Raw genomic sequence first — 24,558 nt, 5'->3', positions numbered from 1 at the left:
CGAGCTGATCTCGCCGATCGCCATGGACGAAGGCCTGCGCTTCGCGATCCGCGAAGGCGGCCGTACCGTCGGCGCCGGCGTCGTCGCCAAGGTGATGGGTTGATCGACGGACGACGGCAGCGGGTGCGCCGGGCGGGTTGATCCCGCCTGGCGCACCCGCCGCCTGATATCCTGACGCCACGAGCGCCCGGCCGGTCCGCCCGGCGGGCCGGTCTCATGCAAGGACGCGCGGCGCTGCGGCACCCCGGATTCATCCGGCAGGTCGCACCGCCGAGGCCAAGGTAGAAGCCCATGATGGAAGGCCAGAACATTCGCATCCGCCTGAAGGCGTTCGATCATCGCGTGCTCGATCAGTCGACGCGCGAGATCGTGAACACCGCCAAGCGGACCGGCGCCAGCGTGCGGGGCCCGATCCCGCTGCCGACCGAGATCGAGCGCTTCACGGTGCTCCGTTCGCCGCACATCGACAAGAAGTCGCGCGAACAGTTCGAGATCCGGACGCACAAGCGCCTCCTCGACATTGTCGAGCCCACCCCGCAGACCGTCGACGCGCTGATGAAGCTCGACCTCGCGGCCGGCGTCGACGTCGAGATCAAGCTCTGAGGGGGTAACGCCAGATGCGTACTGGAGTCATCACCCGCAAGCTCGGGATGACCCGCGTTTTCGACTCGGCCGGCATTCACATTCCTGTGACCGTGCTGAAGGTCGACAATGTGCAGGTCGTCGCCCACCGCACCGACGAGACCGACGGTTACACCGCGGTTCAGGTCGGTTACGGCGCGGCCAAGGTTAAGAACGTCTCGAAGGCCCAGCGTGGCCACTTCGCCAAGGCGAAGGTGGAGCCGAAGGCGAAGCTCGCGGAGTTCCGCGTGACCGCCGACGCGCTGCCGGAGATCGGAGCCGAGATCGGTGCCAACCACTTCGTCGTCGGCCAGCTCGTCGACGTCGTCGGCACCTCGATCGGTAAGGGCTTCGCCGGCGCCATGAAGCGCCACAACTTCGGCGGTCTTCGTGCCACCCACGGCGTGTCGGTCTCGCACCGCTCGCATGGTTCGACCGGTAACCGTCAGGATCCGGGCCGTACCTTCAAGGGCAAGAAGATGGCCGGCCACATGGGTGCCCGCCGCGTGACCGTGCAGAACCTGCGCGTGACCGTGGTCGACGCCGACCGTGGCCTGCTGCTCGTCGAGGGCGCCATCCCGGGTGCCGCCGGTTCGTACGTTCTTGTGCGCGACGCCGTGAAGAAGGCGCTGCCCGAGAGCGTGCCGTTCCCGGCCGGCCTCAAGGCGCAGGCCGCCGGGGCGGCCGCCGAGACCACGGAAGGCTGAGGGCCGAGCGATGGATGTGAAGGTCATTACCCTCGATAACGAGGATGCCGGCACGATCGCGCTGGCTGACGAGGTGTTCGGTCTCCCGGCCCGCGTCGACATCCTGCACCGGATGGTGCGCTACCAGCTCGCCAAGCGGCGCGCCGGGACGCACAAGGTGAAGACGATCTCCGAGATCGCCGGCTCGACCGCGAAGATCTACCGCCAGAAGGGCACGGGCCGCGCGCGGCACGGCGCCAAGCGGGCGAACATCTTCCGCGGCGGTGCCACGGTCCACGGTCCCGTGGTCCGCAGCCATGCCCACGACCCGCCGAAGAAGGTGCGTCGTCTGGCCCTGAAGACCGCGCTGTCGGTCAAGGCCCAGGGTGGCAAGCTGGTGGTGGTCGACGAGCTGAAGGCCGACGACGCCAAGACCAAGGCGCTGGTGGCCCGTCTCGAGAAGGCCGGTCTGGGCAGCTCGACGCTGTTCATCGGCGGCACCGAGGTCGACCAGGGCTTCCGCCTCGCCGCCCGCAACCTGATCGGCATCGACGTTCTGCCGAGCCAGGGCGCCAATGTTTACGACATCCTGCGCCGCGACACCCTGGTGCTGTCGCGCGCCGCGGTCGAGAGCCTGGAGGCGCGGCTGAAATGAACCCGGAGCGGATGTACGACATCATCCTGAGCCCGGTCGTCACCGAAAAGTCGACGATGGGTTCGGAGAATGACCAGGTCACCTTCAAGGTGACCCTGGATGCGACCAAGCCCGAGATCAAGCAGGCCGTCGAGAAGCTCTTCGGCGTGAAGGTCAAGGCGGTGAACACCCTGGTGCAGGCCGGCAAGACCAAGCGCTTCCGTGGCCGCCCCGGGCGTCGCTCGGACTTCAAGAAGGCGATCGTGACCCTGGCCGAAGGCCAGCAGATCGATCTGACGGCGGGGATCTGATCCGATGGCTTTGAAGGCATACAAGCCGACTTCGCCCGGCCGGCGTCAGCTGGTTCTGGTCGATCGCTCGGAGCTTTGGAAGGGCAAGCCGGTCAAGTCCCTGACCGAAGGCCTGACCAAGTCGGGTGGCCGCAACAATCTGGGCCGCATCACGGCGTTCCAGGTGGGTGGCGGTCACAAGCGTCGCTACCGTCTGGTCGACTTCAAGCGCCGCAAGTGGGACGTGGAAGCCTCGGTCGTGCGCCTTGAGTACGATCCGAACCGCACCGCGTTCATCGCGCTGATCGAGTACACCGACGGCGAGCAGGCCTATATCCTGGCCCCGCAGCGCCTGAAGGCCGGCGACAAGGTCGTCGCCGGTGCCAAGGTCGACGTGCGGCCCGGCAATGCCATGCCGCTGTCGTCGATCCCGGTCGGCACGATCGTCCACAATGTCGAGCTGAAGCCCGGCAAGGGTGGTCAGATCGCGCGGTCGGCCGGCACCTATGTTCAGGTGGTCGGCAAGGACGGCAACTACGTCATGCTGCGCATGGCGTCCGGCGAGCAGCGCATGGTGCGCGCCGAATGCATGGCCACCATCGGTGCGGTGTCGAACCCCGACCACCAGAACGTTAGCCTGGGTAAGGCCGGCCGTTCCCGGTGGATGGGCCGCCGCCCGGTTGTCCGTGGCGTTGCGATGAACCCGGTCGATCATCCGCATGGTGGTGGCGAAGGCCGCACCTCGGGCGGTCGTCATCCGGTCACTCCGTGGGGCAAGCCGACCAAGGGCAAGCGCACCCGCAATAACAAGGCTACGGACAAGTTCATCGTCCGTCGCCGCAAGCCCTAAGGTCTGAAGGAGGACACCGTGCCCCGTTCGGTTTGGAAAGGCCCGTTTGTCGACGGGTACCTGCTGAAGAAGGCCGACGCGCTGCACACCTCCGGCCGCAAGGAGGTGATTCGCACCTGGTCGCGTCGTTCGACCATCCTGCCCCAGTTTGTGGGCTTGACCTTTGGGGTCTATAACGGGCACAAGTTCCTGCCCGTGCTTGTCTCCGAGGACATGGTCGGGCATAAGTTCGGCGAGTTCGCGCCCACCCGCACGTTCTACGGCCACGCCGCGGACAAGAAGGCCAAGAGGAAATAACCATGGGCAAGCCTAGTGCCGAGCGGCGGGTTGCCGAAAACGAGGCGCGCGCGGTTTCGACGATGCTGCGCGTGAGCCCGCGCAAGCTCAACACCGTCGCCGAGCTGATCCGTGGTCGGAGCGTCGAGTCGGCGCTGGCTGCGCTGACCTTCTCGCGCCGCCGGATCTCGAACGACGTGAAGAAGACCCTGCAGTCGGCGATCGCCAATGCGGAAAACAACCACGAGCTGGACGTGGACCGTCTGTTCGTGGCCGAGGCCTTTGTCGGCAAGGCGCTGGTCATGAAGCGGTTCAGCGCCCGCGCCCGTGGCCGTGTTGGTCGCGTGGAGAAGCCTTTCAGCCAGCTGACCGTGGTGGTCCGCGAGCGTGAGGAGCAGGACTAATGGGTCATAAGGTCAATCCCATCGGGCTCCGGCTCGGGATCATCCGTACCTGGGACAGCCGCTGGTACGCGGATGACAATTATGGCGACCTGCTTCAGGAAGACCTGCGCCTGCGCAAGTACCTGAAGGGCCGCCTGAAGAACGCCGGCGTGTCGGGCATCGTGATCGAGCGGGCTGCGCAGAAGGTGCGCATCACGCTGAACAGCGCGCGTCCCGGCGTGATCATCGGCAAGAAGGGCGCCGACATCGACAAGCTGAAGGCTGATGTCGGCAAGCTGGTCCGCGGCGAGGTTCATCTGAACATCGCCGAGGTCCGCAAGCCCGAACTCGACGCCACCCTGGTGGCCGAGAACATCGCCCAGCAGCTGGAGCGCCGCGTGGCGTTCCGTCGGGCGATGAAGCGTGCCGTGCAGTCGGCGATGCGTCTGGGTGCCGAAGGCATCCGCATCACCTGCAGCGGCCGTCTGGGCGGCGCCGAAATCGCCCGTACGGAATGGTACCGTGAAGGTCGCGTGCCGCTGCATACGCTGCGCGCCGACATCGACTATGGCCAGGCGACCGCCTTCACCACCTACGGCACCTGCGGTGTCAAGGTCTGGGTGTTCAAGGGCGAAGTGCTGAGCCGCGATCCGCTGGCAGCGGAAGCCGAGCGTCGTGAGACGCGGGCTTCGCGCTGATCCGGCGGCGATCAGCTTAGTGAGAAAGGCTGGAACTTATGCTGAGTCCGAAGCGGACGAAATATCGCAAGGCGCATAAGGGCCGCATCCACGGTGATGCCAAGGGTGGTACGGCGCTGAATTTCGGCGCCTACGGCCTGAAGGCGATGGAACCCGGCCGGTTGACGGCGCGGCAGATCGAGGCGACCCGTCGCGCGATCACCCGCCACATCCGCCGTGTCGGCCGCGTGTGGGTGCGTATCTTCCCCGACGTGCCGGTTTCGAAGAAGCCGGCCGAGGTGCGCATGGGTAAGGGCAAGGGCTCTCCGGAATTCTGGATGGCCCGCGTGAAGCCCGGTCGCGTGATGTTCGAACTGGATGGTGTCCCCGCCGACCTGGCCCGCGAGGCCTTCGAGCGTGGCGCCGCCAAGCTGCCGATCCGCACCCGCGTGATCCAGCGCATCGGTGTGGAGGGCTGAGGCCATGAAGGCTGAAGAACTGCGCGCGAAGTCGGCGACCGAGCTGAACACCATGCTGCTCCAGCTGAAGAAGGAGCAGTTCAACCTGCGCTTCCAGCAGGCTGGCGGCCAGCTTGAAAACACCGCGCGCGTGCGCGAGGTGCGGCGCGACATCGCCCGGATCAAGACCGTGATCGGCCAGTCGGCCGGCGCCGCGGCGAAGGAGTGATCAGATGCCCAAGCGTATCCTTCAGGGCGTCGTGGTGAGCGACAAGGGCGACAAGACGATCATCGTCAAGGTCGAACGTCGCTTCCAGCACCCGATCTACAAGAAGTTCATTCGCCGCAGCAAGAAGTATGCCGCGCATGATGAGGACAACCGGTTCAAGGCCGGCGACATCGTCCGCATCATTGAATCGGCTCCGATCTCCAAGCGCAAGCGCTGGACGGTCGTCGCTGACGGCGAATGAAGCCCGGCCCCTGCTGATTAAGGAACGGTCCCGTGATCCAGACCGAAACCAATCTGGAAGTGGCGGACAACAGCGGCGCCCGGCGTGTGATGTGCATCCGCGTTCTCGGCGGTTCGCGTCGCCGCGTCGCGCGTGTCGGCGACGTGATCGTCGTCTCCGTGAAGGAGGCGATTCCGCGTGGTAAGGTGAAGAAGGGCGACGTCCACCGTGCGGTGGTCGTTCGTACCGCCAAGGAGCTGCGTCGTCCGGACGGCACCGCCATCCGCTTCGACCGCAATGCCGCCGTGCTCATCAACAAGCATGGCGAGCCGATCGGTACCCGTATCTTCGGGCCGGTCACCCGCGAGCTCCGCGGCAAGAAGTTCATGAAGATCATCTCTCTGGCCCCCGAGGTCCTCTGATGGCAGCCAAGATCAAGAAAGGCGACAACGTCGTCGTTTTGACCGGGCGTGACAAGGGCAAGGCCGGGACGGTTGCGCAGGTTCTCCCCAAGGAGAACCGCGTCGTCGTTCAGGGCGTTAACCTCGTCAAGCGGCACACCGCTCCCAAGCCGGGCAATCCCGGCGGTATCGTGGAGAAGGAAGCGTCGCTGCACCTGTCGAACGTCGCGATCGCCGACCCCAAGGACGGCAAGCCGACCCGCGTCGGTTTTACCACGCTCGAAGATGGCCGTAAGGTGCGCGTCGCCAAGCGGTCCGGCGAGCAGATCGATCGTTGACGGCGGAGCAGCCCAAAATGGCACGCTTGTACGAGTACTACGTTAACGAGGTTCGCCCGCAGCTGCGCGAGCAGTTCAGCTATGCGAACGTCATGGAGATCCCCCGTCTCGATAAGATCGTCCTGAATGTGGGCGTCGGCGAGGCGGTTGGCGATCAGAAGAAGATCAACGGCGTCGTGACCGATCTGGCCAAGATCACCGGCCAGAAGCCCGTCGTGACCCGCGCCTCGAAGTCGATCGCCGGCTTCAAGCTGCGCGAGGGCATGGCGATCGGCGTCAAGGTGACGCTGCGCCGCGACCGGATGTACGAGTTCCTGGATCGTCTCGTCACCATCGCTCTGCCGCGCGTCCGCGACTTCCGCGGGCTGAACGGCAAGTCGTTCGACGGGCGTGGCAATTATGCCATGGGCCTCAAAGAGCAGATCGTCTTCCCCGAGATCGAGTACGACAAGGTCGATACCGTCCGGGGCATGGACATCGTCTTCGCGACGACGGCCAAGACGGATGCCGAGGCGAAGGCGCTTCTTGCCGCCTTCAAGATGCCCTTCGTGAACTGAGCAACGGCAAGCGAGGCGATTATGGCCAAGACCAGTGCCGTCCAGAAGAACAAGCACCGCGAGCAGCTGGTTGCGCGTTTTGCGAACAAGCGCGCTGCCCTGAAGGCGGTGGTTGACGATCGTGAGCTGTCGCCCGAGGAGCGTTTCGCGGCGACCCTGAAGCTCGCCGCCCTCCCGCGCAACGGCTCGAAGACCCGCATCCGGAACCGGTGCGAGCTGACCGGCCGCCCCCGTGCGGTGTACCGCAAGCTGAAGCTGTGCCGTGTGGCGCTCCGCGACCTGGCGTCGCAGGGGCAGATCCCCGGCATGACGAAGTCGAGCTGGTAAGAGAGGAGGACCGGATATGTCCATGACCGATCCCCTCGGCGATATGATCACCCGTATCCGCAACGCTCAGCTGGCGCGCAAGTCGACGACTCTGTGCCCCGCCTCGAAGCTGCGCGGCTGGGTGCTCGACGTGCTGACCCGCGAGGGCTACATCCGTGGCTACGAGCGCAGCGAGTCGTCTGAAGGCAAGCCGGTGTTCGAGATCGCGCTGAAGTATGTGGACGGCGAGCCCGCCATCCGCGAAATCGGCCGCGTTTCCCGCCCCGGTCGCCGCGTCTATTCGTCGATCAAGGCGCTGCCGAAGCACTATAACGGCCTCGGCATCCAGATCCTCTCGACCCCCCGTGGCGTCATGTCCGACGCGGAGGCCCGCACCGCCAATGTCGGCGGTGAGGTTCTCTGCAAGGTGTTCTGAGGAGACGTCCCATGTCGCGTATCGGTAAGAACCCGGTTGCGGTGCCCCAGGGCGTCGAAGTGGCCGTCGACGGCAACACTGTCCGCGTGAAGGGCAAGCTCGGCGCGCTCGAGCGGACCCTGCCGTCGGACGTGAACGTCGCGCTCGAAGACGGCAAGGTCGTCGTCGCGCCGGCCAACGACGAACGCCGCGGCCGCGCCATGTGGGGCCTGTCCCGCACCCTCGTCGCCAATATGGTGAAGGGCGTGTCGGAAGGCTTCACCGTGAAGCTCGACATCAACGGCGTCGGTTACCGCGCCGCTGTTGACGGCAAGCTGCTGACCCTGCAGCTCGGCTACAGCCACGACATCAAGTACGCCGTTCCGGCGGACATCGAGATCAAGGCTGAAAAGCCGACCGCGCTCGCCATCTCTGGCATCGACAAGCAGCGCGTCGGTCAGATTGCCGCCGAGATCCGGTCCTTCCGGTCGCCCGAGCCCTATAAGGGCAAGGGCGTCAAGTACGAGGACGAGGTCATCGTCCGCAAGGAAGGCAAGAAGAAGTAAGGAGCCGCAGGGGCATGAACGCGAATTCGCTCTTCGAGCGGCGCAAGCGGCGTGTGCGTACGCAGCTGCGCAAGAAGTCGCACGGCCGTCCGCGGCTGAGCGTCTACCGCTCCAATCTGAATATCTACGCCCAGATCATCGACGATGTGCAGGGCGTGACCCTGGCTTCGGCCTCCACCCTCGACGGCGAGCTCAAGGGCCAGCTGAAGAACGGTGCCGGCATCGAAGCCGCCAAGGCGGTCGGCAAGCTGATTGCCTCGCGCGCTGCCGCAAGCGGCGTGACCGAGGTGGTCTTCGACCGCGGTGGCTACATCTATCATGGCCGCGTGAAGGCGCTGGCCGACGCCGCCCGCGAGGGCGGGCTGTCGTTCTGAGGGGGCCGAACGCATGGCACGCACGGAAAACGAGCGCAAGCCTCGCGAGGAAGATGGCGAGTTCATCGACAAGCTCGTCACCATCAATCGCGTCGCGAAGGTGGTGAAGGGCGGTCGCCGGTTCGGCTTTGCCGCGCTGGTGGTTGTCGGTGACGGTCGTGGCCGGGTCGGTTTCGGCCAGGGCAAGGCCCGCGAGGTCCCCGAGGCAATCCGCAAGGCCACCGAGAAGGCGAAGCGCGGCATGATCCGCGTTCCGCTTCGCGAGGGCCGCACGCTCCACCACGACATCGACGGGCATTTCGGTGCCGGCCGGATCCTGATGCGCGCGGCCCCTCCGGGCACCGGCATCATCGCCGGCGGCCCGATGCGCGCGGTGCTGGAGAGCCTGGGTGTCGCGGACGTCGTGGCGAAGAGCCACGGCACCTCGAACCCGTACAATCTCATCAAGGCGACCTTCGACGGCCTCAAGGCCGTGCAGTCGCCGCGTGAGGTTGCCCGCCGCCGCGGCCGCAAGGTCAGCGACATCATCGGGCGCCGCGACGGCCAGGCCGCCGCTGCTGCCGCGGGCAAGGAGTGAGATCCATGTCCGAGGCGAAGAAGCAGGTGAAGGTGACCCAGATCGGCAGCCCGATCGGTCGTCCCGACTACCAGCGCCAGACGCTGATCGGTCTGGGCCTCAACAAGCGGCATCGCAGCCGGGTGCTCGAGGATACCCCCTCGGTGCGCGGCATGATCGCCAAGGTGGCCCATCTCGTGGTGGTGGAGGAGGTGGCCTGAGGGGGTGACCCCGGGCTTCCTTCCCCAGACACACGAACGCAAGGAACAGCCGTGTCATGAAGCTCAACGAGCTCAGGGACAATCCCGGCGCGACCAAGGACCGCAAGCGCATCGGTCGCGGCCCCGGCTCCGGCACCGGCAAGACTGCCGGCAAGGGCCACAAGGGTGCGAAGGCGCGCAGCGGCGTGGCGATCAAGGGCTTCGAGGGCGGTCAGATGCCGCTGCATCGTCGCCTTCCGCGCCGTGGTTTCACCAATGCGCCCTTCCGTAACGATTTCGTCCATGTCAATCTGGGTCGCATCCAGAAGGCGATCGATGCCGGCAAGCTCGGCACCGAGATCACCGAAGCGGCCCTGATCGAGGCGGGTCTCGTGCGTCGCATCCGCGACGGCGTGCGCCTGCTCGCCAAGGGCGAGATCACCGCAGCCGTCACCATCCGCGTCAGCGGCGCCTCTGCGGCGGCCGTGGAAGCGGTGGAGAAGGCCGGCGGCAAGGTCGAGCTGCCGGCGGCGCCGGTGGCCGACGAGGCCCAGGCCTGATCCAGGCCGGGGCTTGCGTCGAGCAGGCTTGACGGGTGACCGTCCGCCGGTCCTGACCGGGGGATGGTTGCCCGCGCTCGCATTCCCGAACCGCGGATGCCGCGGGGCAGGGGCGGCGGGCAGCCCGGGCGACGCCTGAGGACCACTCGACGACCTGTGTGTCCGCGGACGGGGGGCGCCCCCGGCCGCGACATTCCTGATCCCCATCTTCAAGCCGGGAGCGCATCCGCGATGGCGTCCTCCGCCGACCAACTTGCGGGCAGCCTGAATTTCGCGGCCTTCGGCAAGGCCACGGAACTGAAGAAGCGGCTCTGGTTCACCCTGGGCGCGCTGCTGGTCTATCGCCTGGGCACCTATATCCCGGTGCCGGGGATCAATCCCGCCGTGCTCGCCGACGTGTTCAATCAGAACGCCGGCGGCATTCTCGGCATGTTCAACGTCTTCGCCGGCGGCGCGCTCGGTCGTATGACCATCTTCGCGCTCACCGTGATGCCCTACATCTCGGCCTCGATCATCGTGCAGCTGCTGACCGCGGTTCTGCCGAGCTTCGCGGCCTTGAAGAAGGAGGGCGAGAGCGGGCGCAAGCTGCTGAACCAGTACACCCGCTACGGCACGGTGGCGCTGGCGATCGTGCAGGCCTACGGCATCTCGGTGGGCCTTGAGGGGCTGCAGGCCGGCGGCATGTCCGCCGTGGCCGACCCCGGCGCCTATTTCCGCGCCGCGACCGTGATCACCCTGGTCGGCGGCACGATGTTCCTGATGTGGCTGGGCGAGCAGATCACCGCCCGCGGCGTCGGCAACGGCATCTCTCTGATCATCTTCACCGGCATCGTGGCCGAGCTGCCCGGCGCGCTGGCCCGCATGCTGGAACTGGGCCGCACCGGCGCGCTGTCGACCGGCTTCATCCTGGCGCTGCTGATCATGTCGGTCGCCGTGATCACCTTCATCGTGTTCATGGAGCGGGCCCAGCGCCGGATCGTGGTGCAGTATCCCAAGCGCCAGGTCGGGAACCGGATCTATGGTGGCGAGAGCTCGCATCTGCCGCTGAAGCTCAACACCGCCGGCGTGATCCCGCCGATCTTCGCCAGCTCGATCCTGCTGCTGCCGACCACCATCGCAAGCTTCAACGCCACGGGCGGCCCCGCATGGCTGACCTGGCTGACGGCGAACCTGGCCCATGGCCAGCCGCTCTACCTGGCGCTTTATGTCGGCGCGATCCTGTTCTTCTGCTTCTTCTACACCGCCATCGTCTTCAACCCGGAAGAGACGGCCGACAACCTGCGCAAGCATGGCGGCTTCATTCCGGGCATCCGGCCGGGCAAGAACACGGCAGATTACCTCGATCACGTCCTCACCCGTCTGACCGTGATCGGCGCGGCCTATATCGCAGCGGTCTGCGCGCTCCCCGAAATTCTGATCAGCGAGTACTCGGTTCCGTTCTATTTCGGCGGCACCAGCCTGCTGATCGTGGTCAACGTCACCATCGACACCGTGGCCCAGATCCAGTCCCACCTGCTGGCACACCAGTATGAAGGGCTGATCAAGAAGGCCCGACTCAAAGGACGGCGGTCGTGATCCTGATCCTCCTCGGACCTCCCGGTGCCGGCAAGGGCACCCAGTCGCAGCGTCTGGTCGACGCCTACGGCATCGTGCAGCTGTCCACCGGCGACATGCTCCGCGCCGAAGTGAAGTCGGGCAGTGCGCTCGGCAACCGCGTGAAGGCGATCATGGATGCCGGCCAGCTGGTGCCGGACCAGGCGATCATCGACATGATCGCCGGCCGCATCGGCCAGGACGATTGCAGCAACGGCTTCATCCTCGACGGTTTCCCGCGCACCGTGGCCCAGGCCGAGGCGCTGGACGGGATGCTCGCCTCTCAGGGCCTGAAGCTCGACCATGTGATCGAGATGAAGGTCGACGATGGTGCGCTGGTCGAGCGCATCACCGGCCGTTTCGCCTGCGCCAAATGCGGCGCCGGCTATCACGACACCTTCCAGAAGCCCAAGGTCGAGGGCGTCTGCGACGTGTGCGGGTCGACCGAGTTCACCCGCCGTAAGGACGACAATGCCGAGACGGTGAAGAGCCGGCTCGAGGCGTATCACGCCCAGACCGCGCCGCTGCTGCCCTATTACGAATCGAAGGGGCTGTTGCGGACGGTGGACGGCATGGCAGACATCGATGATGTGACCCGGGCGCTGAAGGCCATTTTGGACGCCGGATCCTGACATCAGAGTGTTGACTTGAGCGACGGTCATCCTATAATCGCGCCCCTCCGCGCCGAGTGGGCGCGTGCGGGCGCAGACCGTCGGTCGACGAAGGAGAATCAAGCGTGGCGCGTATTGCAGGTGTGAATATCCCGACCGCGAAGCGGGTCGAGATCGCGCTGACCTACATTCACGGCATCGGCCGGGCGAAGTCGCAGGAGATCTGCGGCAAGGTCGGTATCCCCGCCGAGCGGCGTGTGAACGAGCTGTCGGATGCCGAAGTTATCCGCATCCGTGAAGTGATCGACAGCGACTATACGGTCGAGGGTGACCTCCGCCGCGAAGTCGCGATGAACATCAAGCGCCTGATGGACCTCGGCTGCTATCGCGGCCTGCGCCATCGTCGTGGCCTGCCGGTGCGCGGCCAGCGCACCCACACCAACGCGCGGACCCGCAAGGGCCCGGCGAAGCCGATTGCGGGCAAGAAGAAGTAAGGACGCACCATGGCTAAGGATACGGGTGCGCGTCTGCGCCGCCGCGACCGGAAGAACATCACCTCCGGCGTCGCGCACGTGAACGCGAGCTTCAACAACACCATGATCACCATCACCGACGTTCAGGGGAACACCATCTCCTGGTCGTCGTCGGGGACCATGGGCTTCAAGGGCTCGCGCAAGTCGACCCCCTATGCGGCGCAGGTCGCTGCCGAAGACGCCGGCCGCAAGGCCGCCGAGCACGGCATGCGCACCCTCGACGTCGAGGTGAAGGGCCCGGGTTCGGGCCGCGAGTCGGCTCTGCGCGCCCTTCAGGCGGCCGGCTTCGCGATCACGTCGATCCGCGACGTGACCCCCATCCCGCACAACGGCTGCCGCCCGCCCAAGCGGCGCCGCGTCTGACGTCCAGGACCGCACGCGCCCCCGCCGGTCGGACGCGCCAGCCCCGATGAGCGGGGCGCGCACCGGCCGGCGTAAGCCTGTCTGGTTCCGCGTCACCGGCACGGCGGGTGCCATAAGCCCGCCGTATCACCGCAACGCCGGATCCCCGCAACGACCGGCATCCACCACTTGCGGCGCGAGCAACGAGAGGTCGTTCACGTGATCCATAAGAATTGGCAGGACCTGATTAAGCCGAACAAGCTCGAGATCGAGCCCGGCGCCAATCCGGCCCGTCAGGCGACCGTGGTTGCCGAGCCGCTTGAGCGCGGCTTCGGCATGACGCTCGGCAATGCCCTCCGCCGGGTGCTGCTGTCGTCGCTCCAGGGCGCCGCTGTCACCGCCATCAAGATCGACGGCGTTCTGCACGAGTTCTCGTCCGTCCCCGGCGTGCGCGAGGACGTGACCGATATCGTGCTGAACGTGAAGACCATGTCGCTTACCATGCATGCCGATGGCCCGAAGCGGATGACGCTGAAGGCGACCGGCCCCTGCGAGGTGAAGGCGTCGATGATCCAGACCGGGCCCGATATCGGGATCCTGGATCCGGATCTGGTGCTCTGCACCCTCGACGAGGGCGCGGTGCTGAACATGGAATTCGTCGTCAACACGGGTAAGGGCTATGTCCCGGCCTCGGCCAACCGGCCCGAGGACGCGCCGATCGGCCTGATCCCGGTCGACGCCCTGTTCAGCCCGATCAAGAAGGTCTCGTACAAGGTCGAGAACAGCCGTGTCGGTTCCTATACCGACTACGACCGTCTCTCGCTCTATGTCGAGACCAACGGCGCCATCACGCCGGAAGACTCGATCGCGCTGGCCGCGCGCATCCTGCAGGACCAGTTCCAGCTCTTCATCAACTTCGAAGAGCCGGAAATGCCGACGGAGCGCGAGGAGCAGGACGAGCTGCCGTTCAACCCCAACCTCCTCCGCAAGGTCGAGGAGCTGGAGCTGTCGGTGCGTTCGGCGAATTGCCTGAAGAACGACAACATCGTCTACATCGGCGACCTGGTCCAGAAGACCGAGGCCGAGATGCTCCGGACGCCGAATTTTGGTCGCAAGTCGCTGAACGAGATCAAGGAGGTTCTGTCCTCCATGGGTCTCAAGCTCGGCATGCAGATCAGCAACTGGCCGCCGGAGAACATCGAAGAGCTGGCGAAGAAGCTCGAAGAGCCGTACTGAGCCTCTTCGGGCGCCCTCGCGGCACCGGACGACATCCCAGGGGGCGGGTAGTGCCTGCGCACGTCCGCCCCGTCCAGAACAGCATCAAGGCCCGGAGACCGGGCCCCGCACAGCGGATGGCCCCCGCCTGCGGATGATGCCAAGGCAGGAGTACCCCTCATGCGTCATGGCATGAACCAGCGCAAGCTGAACCGCAGCACCGCCCACCGCAAGGCGATGCTCGCCAACATGGCGGTCGCGCTGCTGAAGCACGAGCAGATCAAGACCACGCTGCCGAAGGCGAAGGAACTGCGCCCGGTGGTGGAGCGTCTGATCACCCTCGGCAAGCGCGGCGACCTCCACGCCCGCCGTCAGGCCGCCTCGCGCCTGCCCGACGGCGTGATCGTGCAGAAGCTGTTCGGCGAGCTGGCCGAGCGCTACCAGGCCCGCGCCGGCGGTTATACCCGCGTGCTGAAGGCCGGCTTCCGCTATGGCGATGCGGCCCCGATGGCGATCATCGAGCTGGTCGACCGCAACCTTGCCGCCAAGGGCCAGGATTCGGGCCCGAAGCAGGTTGCCGAGGACGACGCCGAGGATTGATCCGGGCGGCGGTGCCGGTATCGGCATCGCGACGGGACCCTTGGGAACGGGCGGTGTGCCGCAAGGCGCACCGCCCGTTCTGCGTTCGGGGCGCGTGCGTGGCTCTGGTCACTTGTGGTCCGGGCGGCGGGGACTATGCTGTCGGACCTGGACGAGACAACCGGGCGGGAATGAGAGTGATGAACCGACTGCCTGAACGGGATGCAGACCTGGTCGCGGCGATCCGCGGCGGCCTGCGGTCGAGGATGCTGGCGCTGGTGCTGGCCCTGGCGGCATTGCAGGTGCCGCCGGCGGTGGCGGCCGATGCAGAACGGCGGGTGCCGGAAAGCCGGCGCGAAATGCAGCTGTCCTTCGCGCCCGTGGTGCGTCAGGCGGCGCCTGCGGTGGTGAACATCTACACCCGCCGCACGGTGGTGGTGCAGCAGCGTTCCCCGTTCTTCGACGACCCGTTCTTCCGCCGCTTCTTCGGCGACCGGATGGGCATCGGCAAGCCGTCGGAGCGGGTGCAGAACGCGCTCGGATCGGGCGTCATCGTCGACGGCCGCGGCTATATCGTCACCAACAACCATGTGATCGACGGCGCCGACCAGATCACCGTGGTGCTGAACGACCGCCGCGAATTCGCGGCCGAGGTGGTGCGGCTGGACCCGCAGACCGATCTGGCGGTGCTGAAGATCGACACCGAGGGCCAGACCCTGCCGGCGCTGAGCTTCGGCGACAGCGATTCGATCGAGGTCGGCGATCTGGTGCTGGCGATCGGCAACCCCTTCGGCGTGGGGCAGACGGTGACCAGCGGCATCGTCTCGGCGCTTGCCCGCACCATGGTCGGGGTCTCGGACTTCCAGTCCTTCATCCAGACCGATGCGGCGATCAACCCCGGCAATTCGGGCGGCGCGCTGGTGACGGTGAACGGCGAGCTGATCGGCGTGAACACCGCGATCTTCAGCCGCTCCGGCGGCTCCAACGGCATCGGCTTTGCGATCCCCGCCACCCTGGTGAAAACGGTGGTGCAGGCGGCGATCGAGGGCCGGCCGGTGGCCCGCGCCTGGCTGGGCGCCCGCGGCCAGCCGGTGACGCAGGAGATCGCCGAAAGCCTGGGCATGACGCGCCCGACCGGCGTGCTGGTGAGCGATGTGCATCCCGACGGCCCGGCCAAAGGCGTTCTGAAGCGCGGTGACGTGATCCTGGAGATCGGCGGCAAGCCGGTCGACGATCCGCGGGCGCTGAGGTTCCGGCTGGCGGCCGCCGGCATCGGCGGCGAGACCGCGGTCACCATCTGGCGCGAGGGCCGCCGGCAGACCGTGTCGCTGCCGCTGATCGCCGCCCCCGAGACGGTGGCCCGCGACGAGCGTGAGATCACCGGCAGCAACCCGCTTGCCGGCGCGCGGATCGCCAATCTCTCGCCCGCCCTGGCCGAGGAGCTGGGGATCGACGGCTTCGAGGAAGGGGTGATCGTGGTCGACATCACCCGCAATTCCGCCGCGGCCTCGATCGGCCTCAAGCCCGGCGACATGGTGCTGGCGGTGAACGGCAAGCGCCTGTCGCGCACCGCCGATGTCGAGAAGACCCTGAAGCAGATGCAGGGCCAGCGCCGCTGGCAGCTGACCTTGCGCCGCGAGGGCCGCGAACTCACCTTGGATCTGATGGGCTGATCGCGGGCCCTCCCGCGCTCTCTGCCCTTACGTCAGCCACCCGGAGCCCGCCCGACCCCCATGGCCACGCTGTTCGATGCCGCCACCCCGCGCCCGCTTGCCGACCGGCTCCGTCCCGGCCGGATCGGCGAGATCGTCGGCCAGGACCATCTGTTCGGCCCCGACGGGCCGGTGACCCGGATGGTCCAGGCGAAGCGGCTGGCCTCGCTGATCCTGTGGGGGCCGCCGGGCACCGGCAAGACCACGCTGGCGCGGCTGCTGGCCGAGGCGACCGGCATGCGCTTCGCGGCACTTTCGGCCGTGTTCTCGACCGTCGCCGATCTGCGCAAGGCCTTTGCCGAGGCGGCGGCGCTGCGCGATACCGGCCGCCAGACCCTGCTGTTCGTCGACGAGATCCACCGCTTCAACCGCGCCCAGCAGGACAGTTTCCTGCCCTATGTGGAGGACGGGACAGTCACGCTGATCGGTGCTACGACCGAAAACCCGTCTTTCGAGCTGAACGGCGCGCTGTTGTCGCGCACCCAGGTTCTGGTGCTGCGGCGGCTGGACGAGGCGGCGCTGGGCGAGCTTCTGATCCGCGCCGAGGCGGCGGAAGGCCGGCCGCTGCCGGTGGACGACGAGGCCCGGGCCGTACTGGTCGGCATGGCCGACGGCGACGGCCGCTTTCTGCTGAACCTGGCCGACACGCTCTATGCCCTGCCCGAGGGCGGGCGGCTGGATACGGTGCGGCTGGGCCAGCTGCTGCAGAAGCGGCTGCCGCTCTACGACAAGGCGCAGGAAGGCCATTACAACCTGATCAGCGCGCTGCACAAATCGCTGCGCGGATCGGATGTCGATGCGGCGCTCTACTGGTTCGCGCGCATGCTGGATGGCGGTGAGGATCCGCTTTATGTCGTCCGCCGGCTGATCCGCTTCGCGGTCGAGGATATCGGTATGGCCGATCCGCGGGCGGTGGAACAGGCGCTGGCGGCCCAGCGCGCCTACGAGACCCTGGGCAGCCCCGAAGGCGAACTCGCCATCGCCCAGGCGGTCGTCTATCTTGCGACCGCGCCCAAGTCGAACGGGGTCTATATGGCCTACAAGACCGCGCGCCGGCTGGCCAAGGAAACCGGTTCGCTGATGCCGCCGATGCATATCCTGAACGCGCCGACGAAGCTGATGAAGCAACTGGGCTATGGCCATGGCTATGACTATGACCATGACGCGCCGGACGCGTTTTCAGGCCGCGACTACTGGCCCGAGGGCATGGGCGCGCGGGTCATCTATGAACCCCGGCCACGGGGGTTCGAGCGTGACATCGCCAGGCGGCTGGAATATTGGTCGAAGCTGAGAGCCGAGCGCCAGGCGGAGATGCGGGCCGCCGCCCGCAGATCCAGGGACGAAGAGGGAGAGGCATGACCGCATTCGCACCGGCGACGCTGGCGGTGATCGCCATCGGCGGGGCCGCGGGCGCGCTGGCCCGTCACGGCGTCAACACCTGGAGTGCGGCGGCCTTCGGCCTGGGCTTCCCCTGGGGCACGGTGATCGTGAACATCCTGGGTTCGTTCCTGATGGGCGCGATCGCCGGCGCCGCCGCCCATGGCCTGCCGATGTTCCCCCATGCCCGCACCCTGATCGCGACCGGATTTCTGGGGGCGTTCACGACCTTTTCGACCTTCTCGCTGGATGCGGTCTCGCTCTGGCAGCGCGGCGAAACCATGGCCGCGGCGCTTTACGTGCTGGGATCGGTGGTGGCGGGCGCGCTGGCCCTGCTGGCCGGGCTTGCGACCGTCAGGATGATCGCCGGATGAGCGCCGATCCGCTGCATAGGGAAGTTGGGCCCGACGAGGACGGCCAGCGGCTGGACCGCTGGCTGCGCAAACACCTGCCGGCGCTGAGTTTCGGCGAGGCCCAGCGCTGGGCCCGCACCGGCCAGGTGCGGGTGGACGGCAAACGCGCCAAGGCCGATCAGCGGTTGACGGCCGGCGCCGTGGTCCGCCTGCCGCCGCCGGCCCTGCCGATGCTGGAGGCGAAGGCCGAGGGCCGGGCGGGGGCCCGCCAGACCACGGCCGAGGAGGCGGAATTCCTGCGCGGCCGGGTGCTGCTGGAAACCCCCGACCTGATCCTGATCGACAAGCCTTCGGGGCTGGCGGTACAGGGCGGCAGCGGCACCGACCGGCATCTGGACGGCATGCTGGATGCGCTGAAGCGCCACCCGGACGACGAGCGACCGCGGCTGGTGCACCGGCTGGATCGCGACACCTCGGGCGTGCTGGCACTGGCGCGCAATGCCCGCGCCGCCGCCTGGGCGACCCGGGCCTTCCGCGAGCGCACCACCACCAAGATCTATTGGGCGGTGACGCTGGGCGTGCCGCGGCCGGCGCGGGGCGTGATCGACCTGCCGCTGGCCAAGCGCCAGGTGGAACGCGGCGGCGAACGCATGGTGGCGGTGGACGAGGGCGACGGCCAGACGGCGGTCACCGAATACGAGGTGCTGGCGGCGGGCGGACCCTGCGCCCTGGTGGCGCTGAAGCCGCTGACCGGCCGCACCCACCAGATCCGCGCCCATCTGGCGGCGATCGGCACGCCGATCGTGGGCGATCTGAAATATGGCGGACAGGCGGTGGATCTGCGCGGAGAGGGGCTGCCGCGGCGCCTGCATCTGCATGCACGGCGCCTGACCCTGGACGGGCCGGACGGGCGGCGGATTTCGGTCTCTGCCGCGATCCCGCCCCATATGGCGCAGAGTTTCGACCGGCTGGGCTTCGATCCGGAGATGGACGCATGACGACGGGGACGGAGGGTATCGGGCTGGTGGTGTTCGATTGCGACGGCACGCTGGTCGACAGCGCCGGGCATATCGCCGACACCATGGCGGATTGCTTCCTCGCCGCCGGCATCGCGGCCCCGACACCGGCCGAGGTGGCGCGGATCATCGGCCTGTCGCTGCCGATCGCGATCGGCCGGCTGCTGCCGTATCTGGACGATGTCGCCTGCCATGATCTGGCCCGGGGCTATCGCGATGCCTATCGCCGCCGGCTGGCGGCCGGGCTGATGGGCGACGAGCGGCTGTTCGACGGCGTTGATGCGGCGCTGAAGCGGCTGGACGGGGCGGGCTATGTGCTGGGCATGGCGACCGGCAAATCGATCCGCGGCGTGGAGCGCACGGTGGCCCGCTTCGGCTTCGAGCGGCTGTTCGTGACCATACAGACCGCCGACACCCATCCGAGCAAGCCGCATCCGGCGATGATGCTGGCTGCGATGGACGAAACCGGGGCCGATCCGGCGCGCAGCGTGCTGATCGGCGATACCAGCTACGACATGGAAATGGCGCGGGCGGCGGGTGCCAGGGCAATCGGGGTGGCCTGGGGCTGCCATGCCCATCAGGACCTGCTGGATGCGGGCGCCGATCTGGTGGTGACGGCGGCGGCCGAGCTGGATGCCGCGATCGCGACCCTGATCGGGGCGCCGCTTGCGCCGGAACGGAGGATCGGGGCATGAGCGACGCCGTCACGCGCCGCAAGCGTTTCTACAAGGCGGCCGAGGCCGCACCATCGGCAGGGGAGGAGGCCACGGGCGGTGGCTGGACCGTTCTGCTCGACGGCCGCGGCCTGCGCACCCCCGCCAAGGCGCCGCTGGTGGTGCCCGGCCGGGCGCTGGCACAGCTGATTGCCGATGAATGGGCGGCGCAGGAGACCCATATCGCGCCCGAGACCATGCCGGCGACGAAGCTCGCCAATGTGGTGATCGACCGGGTGGTGCCGCATCGGCCGCAGATCGCGGCCGAGCTTGCCGGCTATATCGGCACGGATCTGGTCTGCTATCGCGCCGACAATCCGAAGGAACTGGCGGCCCTTCAGGCCCGGCACTGGGATCCCCTGGTCGACTGGGCCCGCACCCGCTACGATATCCATCTGGTGACCACCACCGGCCTTCTGGCCGTGGACCAGCCACCCGCGACGGTGGAAAGGCTGACGCGCGCGATCGAGGCCGCCGACCCCTGGCGGCTGGCGGTGCTGCATGGCGCGGTGACCACCGCCGGATCGGTGGTGATCGGCCTGGCGCTGGCCGAGGCGGGAATCGATCCCGCGACGGCATATGATGCCGCCTTCGCCGATGAACATTTCCAGATCGCCCGCTGGGGCGAGGATGCCGAGCAGGCCGAGCGCCTGGCGCTGCTGCGCCGCGACCTTGATGATCTGGCACGGATCCGCGACGCGCTCAACGCAGGGTAGGGTCGGTCTAATTCCGCAGCCGCAGATGGCCGTTGCGCAAAGTTGCGCAACCGGGCGTGCGATGTCGCACACCTTTCGCATATGCGGCAAGAATTTGCCAAAGCCTTGCCGCAAAAGCCCTGTTCACGGCAAAGGATGTGGCGCAGCCGGGTTCGTCATGCTATCAGCACAGGCGAACAAGGAAACGCCGTGTAAGGCGCTTTGCGTGCCGCATCCGGTCCGGGGGGGCCGTCCGCGGACGGCGCCCTACCATTCGAGGATGAAGAAGACCGGAGATGCAGGCGATACTCGAAGAGCTTGAGAAGCGTCGTCAGGCTGCCCGGATGGGCGGCGGCGAGCGCCGTATCGACGCCCAGCATGCCAAGGGCAAGCTGACTGCCCGCGAGCGCATCGAACTGCTGCTCGATGCCGGGTCGTTCGAAGAATACGACATGTTCGTCGAACACCGCTGCACCGAATTCGGGATGGAGAACACCAAGGTTCCGGGCGACGGCGTCGTCACCGGCCGCGGCACGATCAACGGCCGCCTGGTCTTCGTGTTCAGCCAGGACTTCACCGTGTTCGGCGGCGCGCTGTCGGAAGCGCATGCAGAGAAGATCTGCAAGATCATGGACCAGGCGGTCCAGGTCGGCGCGCCGGTCATCGGGCTCAACGACTCGGGCGGCGCCCGCATCCAGGAAGGCGTGGCCTCGCTCGCCGGCTATGCCGACGTGTTCCTGCGCAATGTCGAAGCCTCGGGCGTGGTGCCGCAGATCTCCATGATCATGGGCCCCTGCGCCGGCGGCGCGGTATACTCACCCGCCATGACCGACTTCATCTTCATGGTGAAGGACACGTCCTACATGTTCGTGACGGGTCCGGATGTCGTGAAGACCGTGACCCACGAGGTGGTGACGGCCGAAGAACTGGGCGGTGCGGTCACCCACACCACGAAGTCCTCGGTTGCCGACGTCGCCTTCGAGAACGATGTCGATGCGCTGCTGCAGCTGCGCCGCTTCTTCGACTTCCTGCCGCTGTCGAACCGCGAGCCCGCGCCGCTGCGCGAGACCCAGGACCCGGTCGCGCGTCAGGAGCCGTCGCTCGACACCCTGGTTCCGCCGAACCCGAACAAGCCCTACGACATGAAGGAGCTGATCGAGAAGGTGGTCGACGAGGGCGACTTCTTCGAGATCCAGCCCGACTTCGCGAAGAACATCCTGGTCGGCTTCGCGCGCATGGACGGCCAGACCGTCGGCATCGTCGCCAACCAGCCGATGGTGCTGGCCGGCTGCCTGGATATCGACAGCTCGCGCAAGGCCGCCCGCTTCGTGCGGTTCTGCGACTGCTTCAACATCCCGATCGTCACCTTCGTGGACGTGCCGGGCTTCCTGCCGGGCACCAGCCAGGAATTCGGCGGCATCATCAAGCACGGCGCCAAGCTGCTTTATGCCTATGCCGAGGCGACGGTGCCGAAAGTCACCGTCATCACCCGCAAGGCCTATGGCGGCGCCTATGACGTGATGAGCTCCAAGCATCTGCGCGGCGACATGAACTACGCCTGGCCCTCGGCCGAGATCGCGGTCATGGGCCCCAAGGGCGCGGTGGAGATCATCTTCCGTCAGGATATCGGCGACGCGGAGAAGATCGCGGCGCGGACCGAGGAATATCGCGGCCGCTTCGCCAATCCCTTCGTCGCGGCCTCCCGCGGGTTCATCGACGACGTGATCCGTCCGCACAACACCCGCGCCCGCATCTGCGGCGCGCTGGACATGCTGCGGAACAAGCGTCGCGAGAAGCCGTGGAAGAAGCACGGCAACATTCCGCTGTGACCGGGCAGCCGTGAGCGGGCCGGAGCAGGAGACGGATCTGGTGAAGGCGGCGCATGCACGACGCGCGCGGCGCCTGACCGGCTTCTATCTCCACGGCTTCGGCTTCGCGGCGGCGAACGGCCTGATCGCCCTGCTGACGCAGCTGCTGAAGATCGACGACCCCGAAGGTCGGATCGGCTTCGCGCTCGCGATCTGGGCAGGTGCGGTGGTCCTCCACGGCCTCTGGGCCTACGGCGTGCTGTCGTGGGGCCGGGGGCAGACGGGAGGCGGGGCCGAACCGCCGCAACCGCCGTCATCCTCTTCCTGATTTCCAGTCGAGACGCGCTCCCATGTTCGAGAAGATCCTCATCGCCAATCGCGGCGAGATCGCCTGCCGGGTGATCCGGACTGCCCGCCGTATGGGCATCAAGACGGTGGCGGTGTATTCGGATGCCGATGCCGACGCGCTGCATGTCCGCATGGCCGACGAGGCCGTGCATATCGGCCCTAGCCCCAGCAATCAGAGCTATCTGATCGCCGACCGCATCGTCGAGGCCTGCAAGGCCACCGGCGCCCAGGCGGTGCATCCGGGCTATGGCTTCCTGTCCGAGAACCAGAGCTTCGCCAAGGCGCTGGATGCCGCCGGCATCGCCTTCATCGGCCCGAATGTCGAGGCCATCTATGCGATGGGCGACAAGATCGAGTCGAAGAAGCTGGCCAAGAAGGCCGGTGTCTCGACCGTCCCCGGCTATGTGGGCGAGATCAAGGACGCCGACGAGGCGGTGAAGATCGCCGACGAGATCGGCTATCCGGTCATGATCAAGGCCTCGGCCGGCGGCGGCGGCAAGGGCATGCGCCTGGCCCATGACGCGAAGGAGGCCCGCGAAGGCTTCCGCTCGGCGACCTCGGAAGCGAAGTCGAGCTTCGGCGACGACCGCGTCTTCATCGAGAAGTTCATCGAGCAGCCGCGCCATATCGAGATCCAGATCATCGCCGACGCCCATGGCAACATCTGCTATCTGGGCGAGCGCGAATGCTCCATCCAGCGCCGTCACCAGAAGGTGATCGAAGAGGCCCCGAGCCCCTTCCTGGACGAGGCGACCCGCAAGGCGATGGGCGAGCAGGCGGTCGCGCTGGCGCGCGCGGTGAACTATCGTTCGGCCGGTACGGTCGAGTTCATCGTCGGCCCCGATCGCAGCTTCTACTTCCTTGAGATGAACCCCCGCCTGCAGGTCGAGCATCCGGTGACCGAGCTGATCACCGGCTACGACCTGGTCGAGCTGATGATTCGGGTGGCGGCGGGCGAGCATCTGCCGTTCTCGCAGGCGGATGTGACCCTGACCGGCTGGGCGATGGAAGCCCGCGTCTATGCCGAGGACCCGTATCGCGGCTTCCTGCCGTCGATCGGCCGTCTGGCGCGCTATGTCGAGCCCAAGGGCCCGGGCGTGCGCGTGGACAGCGGCGTCTATGAAGGCGCCGAGATCAGCATGTTCTACGACCCGATGGTCGCCAAGCTGGTCACTTACGGCGAGACCCGCGCCCAGGCGGCGGAGCGGATGAGCGATGCGCTCGACGCCTATTACATCCGCGGCATCACCCACAACATCCCCTTCCTGACCGCGCTGATGAAGCATCCGCGCTTCCTGGAAGGCCGGCTGTCGACCGGCTTCATCGCCGAGGAATACCCCGACGGCTTCCACGGCGCGCCCCTGGACGCCGAGGCCCGCCGTGCGCTGGCGGCGATCGCCGTGATGGCCGATCTGGCCGACCGGGCGCGCCAGGGCCGGATCACCGGCCAGATGCGCGGCTATGTCCACCATGTCCCCGACGAGCTGGTGGTCATGCTGGATGACGAGCAGGTCGAGGTGAAGGTGGTGCAGCATGCGCCGGCGCTGGTGCTCGACATGGGCGGCAAGCCGGTGACGCTGGACTGCAGCTGGAAGCTGGGCGACCGGCTGCTGTCGGCCACCGTCGACGACCGCACCCGCGTGGTGCAGATCGAGCGCGTGGCCGCGGGCTGGAAGCTGACCCATGGCGGCTCGGTGCTGGTGGCGCGGGTCTATACCCGCCAGGGTGCCGCCTATGCCGCGATGATGCCGGTCAAGCAGGCCCCGGACATGAGCCGGTTCCTGCTCTCGCCGATGCCGGGCCTGGTGCTGTCGGTGGCGGTCGAGGTGGGCCAGGAGGTCCAGGCCGGCGAGGAGCTGGCGGTGATCGAGGCCATGAAGATGGAAAACGTGCTGCGCGCCGAGCGCAATTGCACGGTGAAGGAGATCAAGGCCGGCGCCGGTTCCAGCGTCGCCGCCGATCAGGTGATCATCGAATTCGAGTGATCGCCGGCCTCTCCGGCCGTCTCTTCCAAACCCCGCCGGGCGGCGTGCCCGGCGGGGGTTTTTCTGTCCGGGAGGCGGTTC

At 67.2% G+C, this 24,558-nt stretch carries 37 protein-coding genes; all 37 read left to right on the top strand.

The window, feature by feature from the left end; all coding sequences use genetic code 11:
* A partial coding sequence (locus CMO28_RS13925) for a hypothetical protein (RefSeq protein ID WP_296714420.1) occupies nucleotides 1-103 on the top strand: 103 nt, incomplete at its 5' end.
* Nucleotides 104-294: 191 nt separating this feature from the next.
* Nucleotides 295-603 carry a 30S ribosomal protein S10 gene (rpsJ, locus tag CMO28_RS13920; RefSeq protein WP_041606294.1) on the top strand — a complete coding sequence of 103 codons (309 nt, stop codon included), beginning with the start codon at nucleotides 295-297 and terminating at the stop codon, nucleotides 601-603.
* 14 nt (nucleotides 604-617) lie between these two features.
* A complete protein-coding gene (rplC, locus tag CMO28_RS13915; protein ID WP_296714412.1) occupies nucleotides 618-1,328 on the top strand; it encodes a 50S ribosomal protein L3 in 711 nt (236 codons plus the stop codon).
* A gap of 10 nt (nucleotides 1,329-1,338) precedes the next feature.
* Complete coding sequence (rplD, locus tag CMO28_RS13910; RefSeq protein ID WP_296714410.1) at nucleotides 1,339-1,962, top strand: 50S ribosomal protein L4; 624 nt, start codon at nucleotides 1,339-1,341, stop codon at nucleotides 1,960-1,962.
* The gene (locus tag CMO28_RS13905; protein ID WP_014746145.1) at nucleotides 1,959-2,252 is read left to right on the top strand and encodes a 50S ribosomal protein L23; all 294 of its coding nucleotides are present in this window, start codon (nucleotides 1,959-1,961) and stop codon (nucleotides 2,250-2,252) included. The genes rplD and CMO28_RS13905 overlap by 4 nt, the downstream gene beginning before the upstream one ends.
* A 4-nt stretch (nucleotides 2,253-2,256) precedes the next feature.
* Nucleotides 2,257-3,081: a 50S ribosomal protein L2 gene (rplB, locus tag CMO28_RS13900; RefSeq protein WP_062762267.1), complete on the top strand. Its 825-nt coding sequence runs from the start codon at nucleotides 2,257-2,259 to the stop codon at nucleotides 3,079-3,081.
* Between the two features lie 18 nt (nucleotides 3,082-3,099).
* Complete coding sequence (gene rpsS, locus CMO28_RS13895) at nucleotides 3,100-3,378, top strand: 30S ribosomal protein S19 (protein WP_014746143.1); 279 nt, start codon at nucleotides 3,100-3,102, stop codon at nucleotides 3,376-3,378.
* Nucleotides 3,379-3,380: 2 nt separating this feature from the next.
* Entirely contained in the window at nucleotides 3,381-3,761 is a 381-nt protein-coding gene (rplV, locus tag CMO28_RS13890) for a 50S ribosomal protein L22 (protein WP_014746142.1), read from the top strand.
* Complete coding sequence (rpsC, locus tag CMO28_RS13885) at nucleotides 3,761-4,438, top strand: 30S ribosomal protein S3 (RefSeq protein WP_062762265.1); 678 nt, start codon at nucleotides 3,761-3,763, stop codon at nucleotides 4,436-4,438. The genes rplV and rpsC overlap by 1 nt, the downstream gene beginning before the upstream one ends.
* A gap of 38 nt (nucleotides 4,439-4,476) precedes the next feature.
* Nucleotides 4,477-4,896, top strand: a complete 420-nt coding sequence (gene rplP, locus CMO28_RS13880) for a 50S ribosomal protein L16 (protein WP_014746140.1) — start codon at nucleotides 4,477-4,479, stop codon at nucleotides 4,894-4,896.
* 4 nt (nucleotides 4,897-4,900) lie between these two features.
* Nucleotides 4,901-5,104 (top strand): 50S ribosomal protein L29, encoded by a 204-nt coding sequence (gene rpmC, locus CMO28_RS13875; RefSeq protein WP_014746139.1) that lies wholly within the window; start codon nucleotides 4,901-4,903, stop codon nucleotides 5,102-5,104.
* A 4-nt stretch (nucleotides 5,105-5,108) separates the two neighbouring features.
* The gene (rpsQ, locus tag CMO28_RS13870) at nucleotides 5,109-5,345 is read left to right on the top strand and encodes a 30S ribosomal protein S17 (protein WP_014746138.1); all 237 of its coding nucleotides are present in this window, start codon (nucleotides 5,109-5,111) and stop codon (nucleotides 5,343-5,345) included.
* 32 nt (nucleotides 5,346-5,377) lie between these two features.
* Nucleotides 5,378-5,746, top strand: a complete 369-nt coding sequence (rplN, locus tag CMO28_RS13865) for a 50S ribosomal protein L14 (protein WP_014746137.1) — start codon at nucleotides 5,378-5,380, stop codon at nucleotides 5,744-5,746.
* Nucleotides 5,743-6,063: a 50S ribosomal protein L24 gene (gene rplX, locus CMO28_RS13860; protein ID WP_228382325.1), complete on the top strand. Its 321-nt coding sequence runs from the start codon at nucleotides 5,743-5,745 to the stop codon at nucleotides 6,061-6,063. Before rplN ends, rplX begins: the two co-directional genes overlap by 4 nt.
* 17 nt (nucleotides 6,064-6,080) lie before the next feature.
* Nucleotides 6,081-6,620, top strand: coding sequence for a 50S ribosomal protein L5 (gene rplE / locus CMO28_RS13855; RefSeq protein ID WP_014746135.1), 540 nt, complete (start codon nucleotides 6,081-6,083; stop codon nucleotides 6,618-6,620).
* Between the two features lie 21 nt (nucleotides 6,621-6,641).
* Complete coding sequence (rpsN, locus tag CMO28_RS13850) at nucleotides 6,642-6,947, top strand: 30S ribosomal protein S14 (RefSeq protein ID WP_296714401.1); 306 nt, start codon at nucleotides 6,642-6,644, stop codon at nucleotides 6,945-6,947.
* 16 nt (nucleotides 6,948-6,963) lie between these two features.
* Entirely contained in the window at nucleotides 6,964-7,362 is a 399-nt protein-coding gene (gene rpsH / locus CMO28_RS13845) for a 30S ribosomal protein S8 (RefSeq protein WP_014746133.1), read from the top strand.
* An 11-nt stretch (nucleotides 7,363-7,373) separates the two neighbouring features.
* Complete coding sequence (gene rplF / locus CMO28_RS13840) at nucleotides 7,374-7,907, top strand: 50S ribosomal protein L6 (protein WP_062762262.1); 534 nt, start codon at nucleotides 7,374-7,376, stop codon at nucleotides 7,905-7,907.
* A gap of 14 nt (nucleotides 7,908-7,921) precedes the next feature.
* Nucleotides 7,922-8,281: a 50S ribosomal protein L18 gene (gene rplR, locus CMO28_RS13835; protein WP_062762260.1), complete on the top strand. Its 360-nt coding sequence runs from the start codon at nucleotides 7,922-7,924 to the stop codon at nucleotides 8,279-8,281.
* A 13-nt stretch (nucleotides 8,282-8,294) separates the two neighbouring features.
* Complete coding sequence (gene rpsE, locus CMO28_RS13830) at nucleotides 8,295-8,858, top strand: 30S ribosomal protein S5 (protein WP_014746130.1); 564 nt, start codon at nucleotides 8,295-8,297, stop codon at nucleotides 8,856-8,858.
* Between the two features lie 5 nt (nucleotides 8,859-8,863).
* On the top strand, nucleotides 8,864-9,058 hold the full coding sequence (gene rpmD, locus CMO28_RS13825) for a 50S ribosomal protein L30 (protein ID WP_014746129.1): 195 nt from the start codon (nucleotides 8,864-8,866) through the stop codon (nucleotides 9,056-9,058).
* A 56-nt stretch (nucleotides 9,059-9,114) separates the two neighbouring features.
* Nucleotides 9,115-9,597: a 50S ribosomal protein L15 gene (gene rplO / locus CMO28_RS13820; RefSeq protein ID WP_014746128.1), complete on the top strand. Its 483-nt coding sequence runs from the start codon at nucleotides 9,115-9,117 to the stop codon at nucleotides 9,595-9,597.
* A 231-nt stretch (nucleotides 9,598-9,828) separates the two neighbouring features.
* Nucleotides 9,829-11,172 (top strand): preprotein translocase subunit SecY, encoded by a 1,344-nt coding sequence (gene secY / locus CMO28_RS13815; protein ID WP_014746127.1) that lies wholly within the window; start codon nucleotides 9,829-9,831, stop codon nucleotides 11,170-11,172.
* On the top strand, nucleotides 11,169-11,822 hold the full coding sequence (locus CMO28_RS13810) for an adenylate kinase (protein WP_062762259.1): 654 nt from the start codon (nucleotides 11,169-11,171) through the stop codon (nucleotides 11,820-11,822). Before secY ends, CMO28_RS13810 begins: the two co-directional genes overlap by 4 nt.
* Nucleotides 11,823-11,926: 104 nt before the next feature.
* Nucleotides 11,927-12,295: a 30S ribosomal protein S13 gene (gene rpsM, locus CMO28_RS13805; RefSeq protein WP_062762257.1), complete on the top strand. Its 369-nt coding sequence runs from the start codon at nucleotides 11,927-11,929 to the stop codon at nucleotides 12,293-12,295.
* 9 nt (nucleotides 12,296-12,304) lie between these two features.
* The gene (gene rpsK / locus CMO28_RS13800; RefSeq protein ID WP_014746124.1) at nucleotides 12,305-12,697 is read left to right on the top strand and encodes a 30S ribosomal protein S11; all 393 of its coding nucleotides are present in this window, start codon (nucleotides 12,305-12,307) and stop codon (nucleotides 12,695-12,697) included.
* A gap of 198 nt (nucleotides 12,698-12,895) precedes the next feature.
* Nucleotides 12,896-13,912: a DNA-directed RNA polymerase subunit alpha gene (locus CMO28_RS13795; RefSeq protein ID WP_014746123.1), complete on the top strand. Its 1,017-nt coding sequence runs from the start codon at nucleotides 12,896-12,898 to the stop codon at nucleotides 13,910-13,912.
* A 159-nt stretch (nucleotides 13,913-14,071) separates the two neighbouring features.
* Entirely contained in the window at nucleotides 14,072-14,491 is a 420-nt protein-coding gene (gene rplQ / locus CMO28_RS13790; protein WP_296714389.1) for a 50S ribosomal protein L17, read from the top strand.
* Nucleotides 14,492-14,670: 179 nt separating this feature from the next.
* Nucleotides 14,671-16,143, top strand: a complete 1,473-nt coding sequence (locus tag CMO28_RS13785; RefSeq protein WP_296714387.1) for a DegQ family serine endoprotease — start codon at nucleotides 14,671-14,673, stop codon at nucleotides 16,141-16,143.
* Between the two features lie 60 nt (nucleotides 16,144-16,203).
* Nucleotides 16,204-17,541, top strand: a complete 1,338-nt coding sequence (locus CMO28_RS13780) for a replication-associated recombination protein A (protein ID WP_296714385.1) — start codon at nucleotides 16,204-16,206, stop codon at nucleotides 17,539-17,541.
* A complete protein-coding gene (crcB, locus tag CMO28_RS13775) occupies nucleotides 17,538-17,933 on the top strand; it encodes a fluoride efflux transporter CrcB (protein ID WP_014746119.1) in 396 nt (131 codons plus the stop codon). Before CMO28_RS13780 ends, crcB begins: the two co-directional genes overlap by 4 nt.
* Nucleotides 17,930-18,910, top strand: coding sequence for an RluA family pseudouridine synthase (locus CMO28_RS13770; RefSeq protein ID WP_296714381.1), 981 nt, complete (start codon nucleotides 17,930-17,932; stop codon nucleotides 18,908-18,910). Before crcB ends, CMO28_RS13770 begins: the two co-directional genes overlap by 4 nt.
* Nucleotides 18,907-19,623, top strand: a complete 717-nt coding sequence (locus CMO28_RS13765; RefSeq protein WP_296714379.1) for an HAD-IA family hydrolase — start codon at nucleotides 18,907-18,909, stop codon at nucleotides 19,621-19,623. The genes CMO28_RS13770 and CMO28_RS13765 overlap by 4 nt, the downstream gene beginning before the upstream one ends.
* Nucleotides 19,620-20,357 carry an ATP12 family chaperone protein gene (locus CMO28_RS13760; RefSeq protein WP_296714377.1) on the top strand — a complete coding sequence of 246 codons (738 nt, stop codon included), beginning with the start codon at nucleotides 19,620-19,622 and terminating at the stop codon, nucleotides 20,355-20,357. Before CMO28_RS13765 ends, CMO28_RS13760 begins: the two co-directional genes overlap by 4 nt.
* 275 nt (nucleotides 20,358-20,632) lie before the next feature.
* The gene (locus CMO28_RS13755; RefSeq protein ID WP_296714375.1) at nucleotides 20,633-22,165 is read left to right on the top strand and encodes an acyl-CoA carboxylase subunit beta; all 1,533 of its coding nucleotides are present in this window, start codon (nucleotides 20,633-20,635) and stop codon (nucleotides 22,163-22,165) included.
* Between the two features lie 40 nt (nucleotides 22,166-22,205).
* The gene (locus CMO28_RS13750; protein WP_296714372.1) at nucleotides 22,206-22,472 is read left to right on the top strand and encodes a hypothetical protein; all 267 of its coding nucleotides are present in this window, start codon (nucleotides 22,206-22,208) and stop codon (nucleotides 22,470-22,472) included.
* A gap of 22 nt (nucleotides 22,473-22,494) precedes the next feature.
* Complete coding sequence (locus CMO28_RS13745; RefSeq protein WP_296714371.1) at nucleotides 22,495-24,477, top strand: acetyl-CoA carboxylase biotin carboxylase subunit; 1,983 nt, start codon at nucleotides 22,495-22,497, stop codon at nucleotides 24,475-24,477.
* Nucleotides 24,478-24,558: the final 81 nt, after the last annotated feature.

The sequence above is a fragment of the Tistrella sp. genome (genome assembly GCF_002684955.1).
GTDB lineage: Bacteria > Pseudomonadota > Alphaproteobacteria > Tistrellales > Tistrellaceae > Tistrella > Tistrella mobilis.
Note: the sequence above shows the minus strand (reverse complement) of the source record. Positions and strands in the feature narration are given on the sequence as shown.

Excerpts from the sequence above, each read along its gene's own strand:
- secY (WP_014746127.1), top strand. The coding sequence starts at position 9,829 with ATGGCGTCCTCCGCCGACCAACTTGCGGGCAGCCTGAATTTCGCGGCC.
- CMO28_RS13755 (WP_296714375.1), top strand. The coding sequence starts at position 20,633 with ATGCAGGCGATACTCGAAGAGCTTGAGAAGCGTCGTCAGGCTGCCCGG.
- CMO28_RS13745 (WP_296714371.1), top strand. The coding sequence starts at position 22,495 with ATGTTCGAGAAGATCCTCATCGCCAATCGCGGCGAGATCGCCTGCCGG.
- crcB (WP_014746119.1), top strand. The coding sequence starts at position 17,538 with ATGACCGCATTCGCACCGGCGACGCTGGCGGTGATCGCCATCGGCGGG.
- CMO28_RS13770 (WP_296714381.1), top strand. The coding sequence starts at position 17,930 with ATGAGCGCCGATCCGCTGCATAGGGAAGTTGGGCCCGACGAGGACGGC.
- rplO (WP_014746128.1), top strand. The coding sequence starts at position 9,115 with ATGAAGCTCAACGAGCTCAGGGACAATCCCGGCGCGACCAAGGACCGC.
- rplE (WP_014746135.1), top strand. The coding sequence starts at position 6,081 with ATGGCACGCTTGTACGAGTACTACGTTAACGAGGTTCGCCCGCAGCTG.
- rplV (WP_014746142.1), top strand. The coding sequence starts at position 3,381 with ATGGGCAAGCCTAGTGCCGAGCGGCGGGTTGCCGAAAACGAGGCGCGC.
- CMO28_RS13905 (WP_014746145.1), top strand. The coding sequence starts at position 1,959 with ATGAACCCGGAGCGGATGTACGACATCATCCTGAGCCCGGTCGTCACC.
- rpsK (WP_014746124.1), top strand. The coding sequence starts at position 12,305 with ATGGCTAAGGATACGGGTGCGCGTCTGCGCCGCCGCGACCGGAAGAAC.
- rpsN (WP_296714401.1), top strand. The coding sequence starts at position 6,642 with ATGGCCAAGACCAGTGCCGTCCAGAAGAACAAGCACCGCGAGCAGCTG.
- rplR (WP_062762260.1), top strand. The coding sequence starts at position 7,922 with ATGAACGCGAATTCGCTCTTCGAGCGGCGCAAGCGGCGTGTGCGTACG.
- rpsQ (WP_014746138.1), top strand. The coding sequence starts at position 5,109 with ATGCCCAAGCGTATCCTTCAGGGCGTCGTGGTGAGCGACAAGGGCGAC.
- rplP (WP_014746140.1), top strand. The coding sequence starts at position 4,477 with ATGCTGAGTCCGAAGCGGACGAAATATCGCAAGGCGCATAAGGGCCGC.
- rpmC (WP_014746139.1), top strand. The coding sequence starts at position 4,901 with ATGAAGGCTGAAGAACTGCGCGCGAAGTCGGCGACCGAGCTGAACACC.
- rplD (WP_296714410.1), top strand. The coding sequence starts at position 1,339 with ATGGATGTGAAGGTCATTACCCTCGATAACGAGGATGCCGGCACGATC.
- CMO28_RS13765 (WP_296714379.1), top strand. The coding sequence starts at position 18,907 with ATGACGACGGGGACGGAGGGTATCGGGCTGGTGGTGTTCGATTGCGAC.
- rplQ (WP_296714389.1), top strand. The coding sequence starts at position 14,072 with ATGCGTCATGGCATGAACCAGCGCAAGCTGAACCGCAGCACCGCCCAC.
- rplF (WP_062762262.1), top strand. The coding sequence starts at position 7,374 with ATGTCGCGTATCGGTAAGAACCCGGTTGCGGTGCCCCAGGGCGTCGAA.
- rpsH (WP_014746133.1), top strand. The coding sequence starts at position 6,964 with ATGTCCATGACCGATCCCCTCGGCGATATGATCACCCGTATCCGCAAC.
- CMO28_RS13785 (WP_296714387.1), top strand. The coding sequence starts at position 14,671 with ATGAACCGACTGCCTGAACGGGATGCAGACCTGGTCGCGGCGATCCGC.
- rplC (WP_296714412.1), top strand. The coding sequence starts at position 618 with ATGCGTACTGGAGTCATCACCCGCAAGCTCGGGATGACCCGCGTTTTC.
- rpsJ (WP_041606294.1), top strand. The coding sequence starts at position 295 with ATGGAAGGCCAGAACATTCGCATCCGCCTGAAGGCGTTCGATCATCGC.
- CMO28_RS13780 (WP_296714385.1), top strand. The coding sequence starts at position 16,204 with ATGGCCACGCTGTTCGATGCCGCCACCCCGCGCCCGCTTGCCGACCGG.
- CMO28_RS13760 (WP_296714377.1), top strand. The coding sequence starts at position 19,620 with ATGAGCGACGCCGTCACGCGCCGCAAGCGTTTCTACAAGGCGGCCGAG.
- rpmD (WP_014746129.1), top strand. The coding sequence starts at position 8,864 with ATGTCCGAGGCGAAGAAGCAGGTGAAGGTGACCCAGATCGGCAGCCCG.
- rpsC (WP_062762265.1), top strand. The coding sequence starts at position 3,761 with ATGGGTCATAAGGTCAATCCCATCGGGCTCCGGCTCGGGATCATCCGT.
- rpsE (WP_014746130.1), top strand. The coding sequence starts at position 8,295 with ATGGCACGCACGGAAAACGAGCGCAAGCCTCGCGAGGAAGATGGCGAG.
- rplB (WP_062762267.1), top strand. The coding sequence starts at position 2,257 with ATGGCTTTGAAGGCATACAAGCCGACTTCGCCCGGCCGGCGTCAGCTG.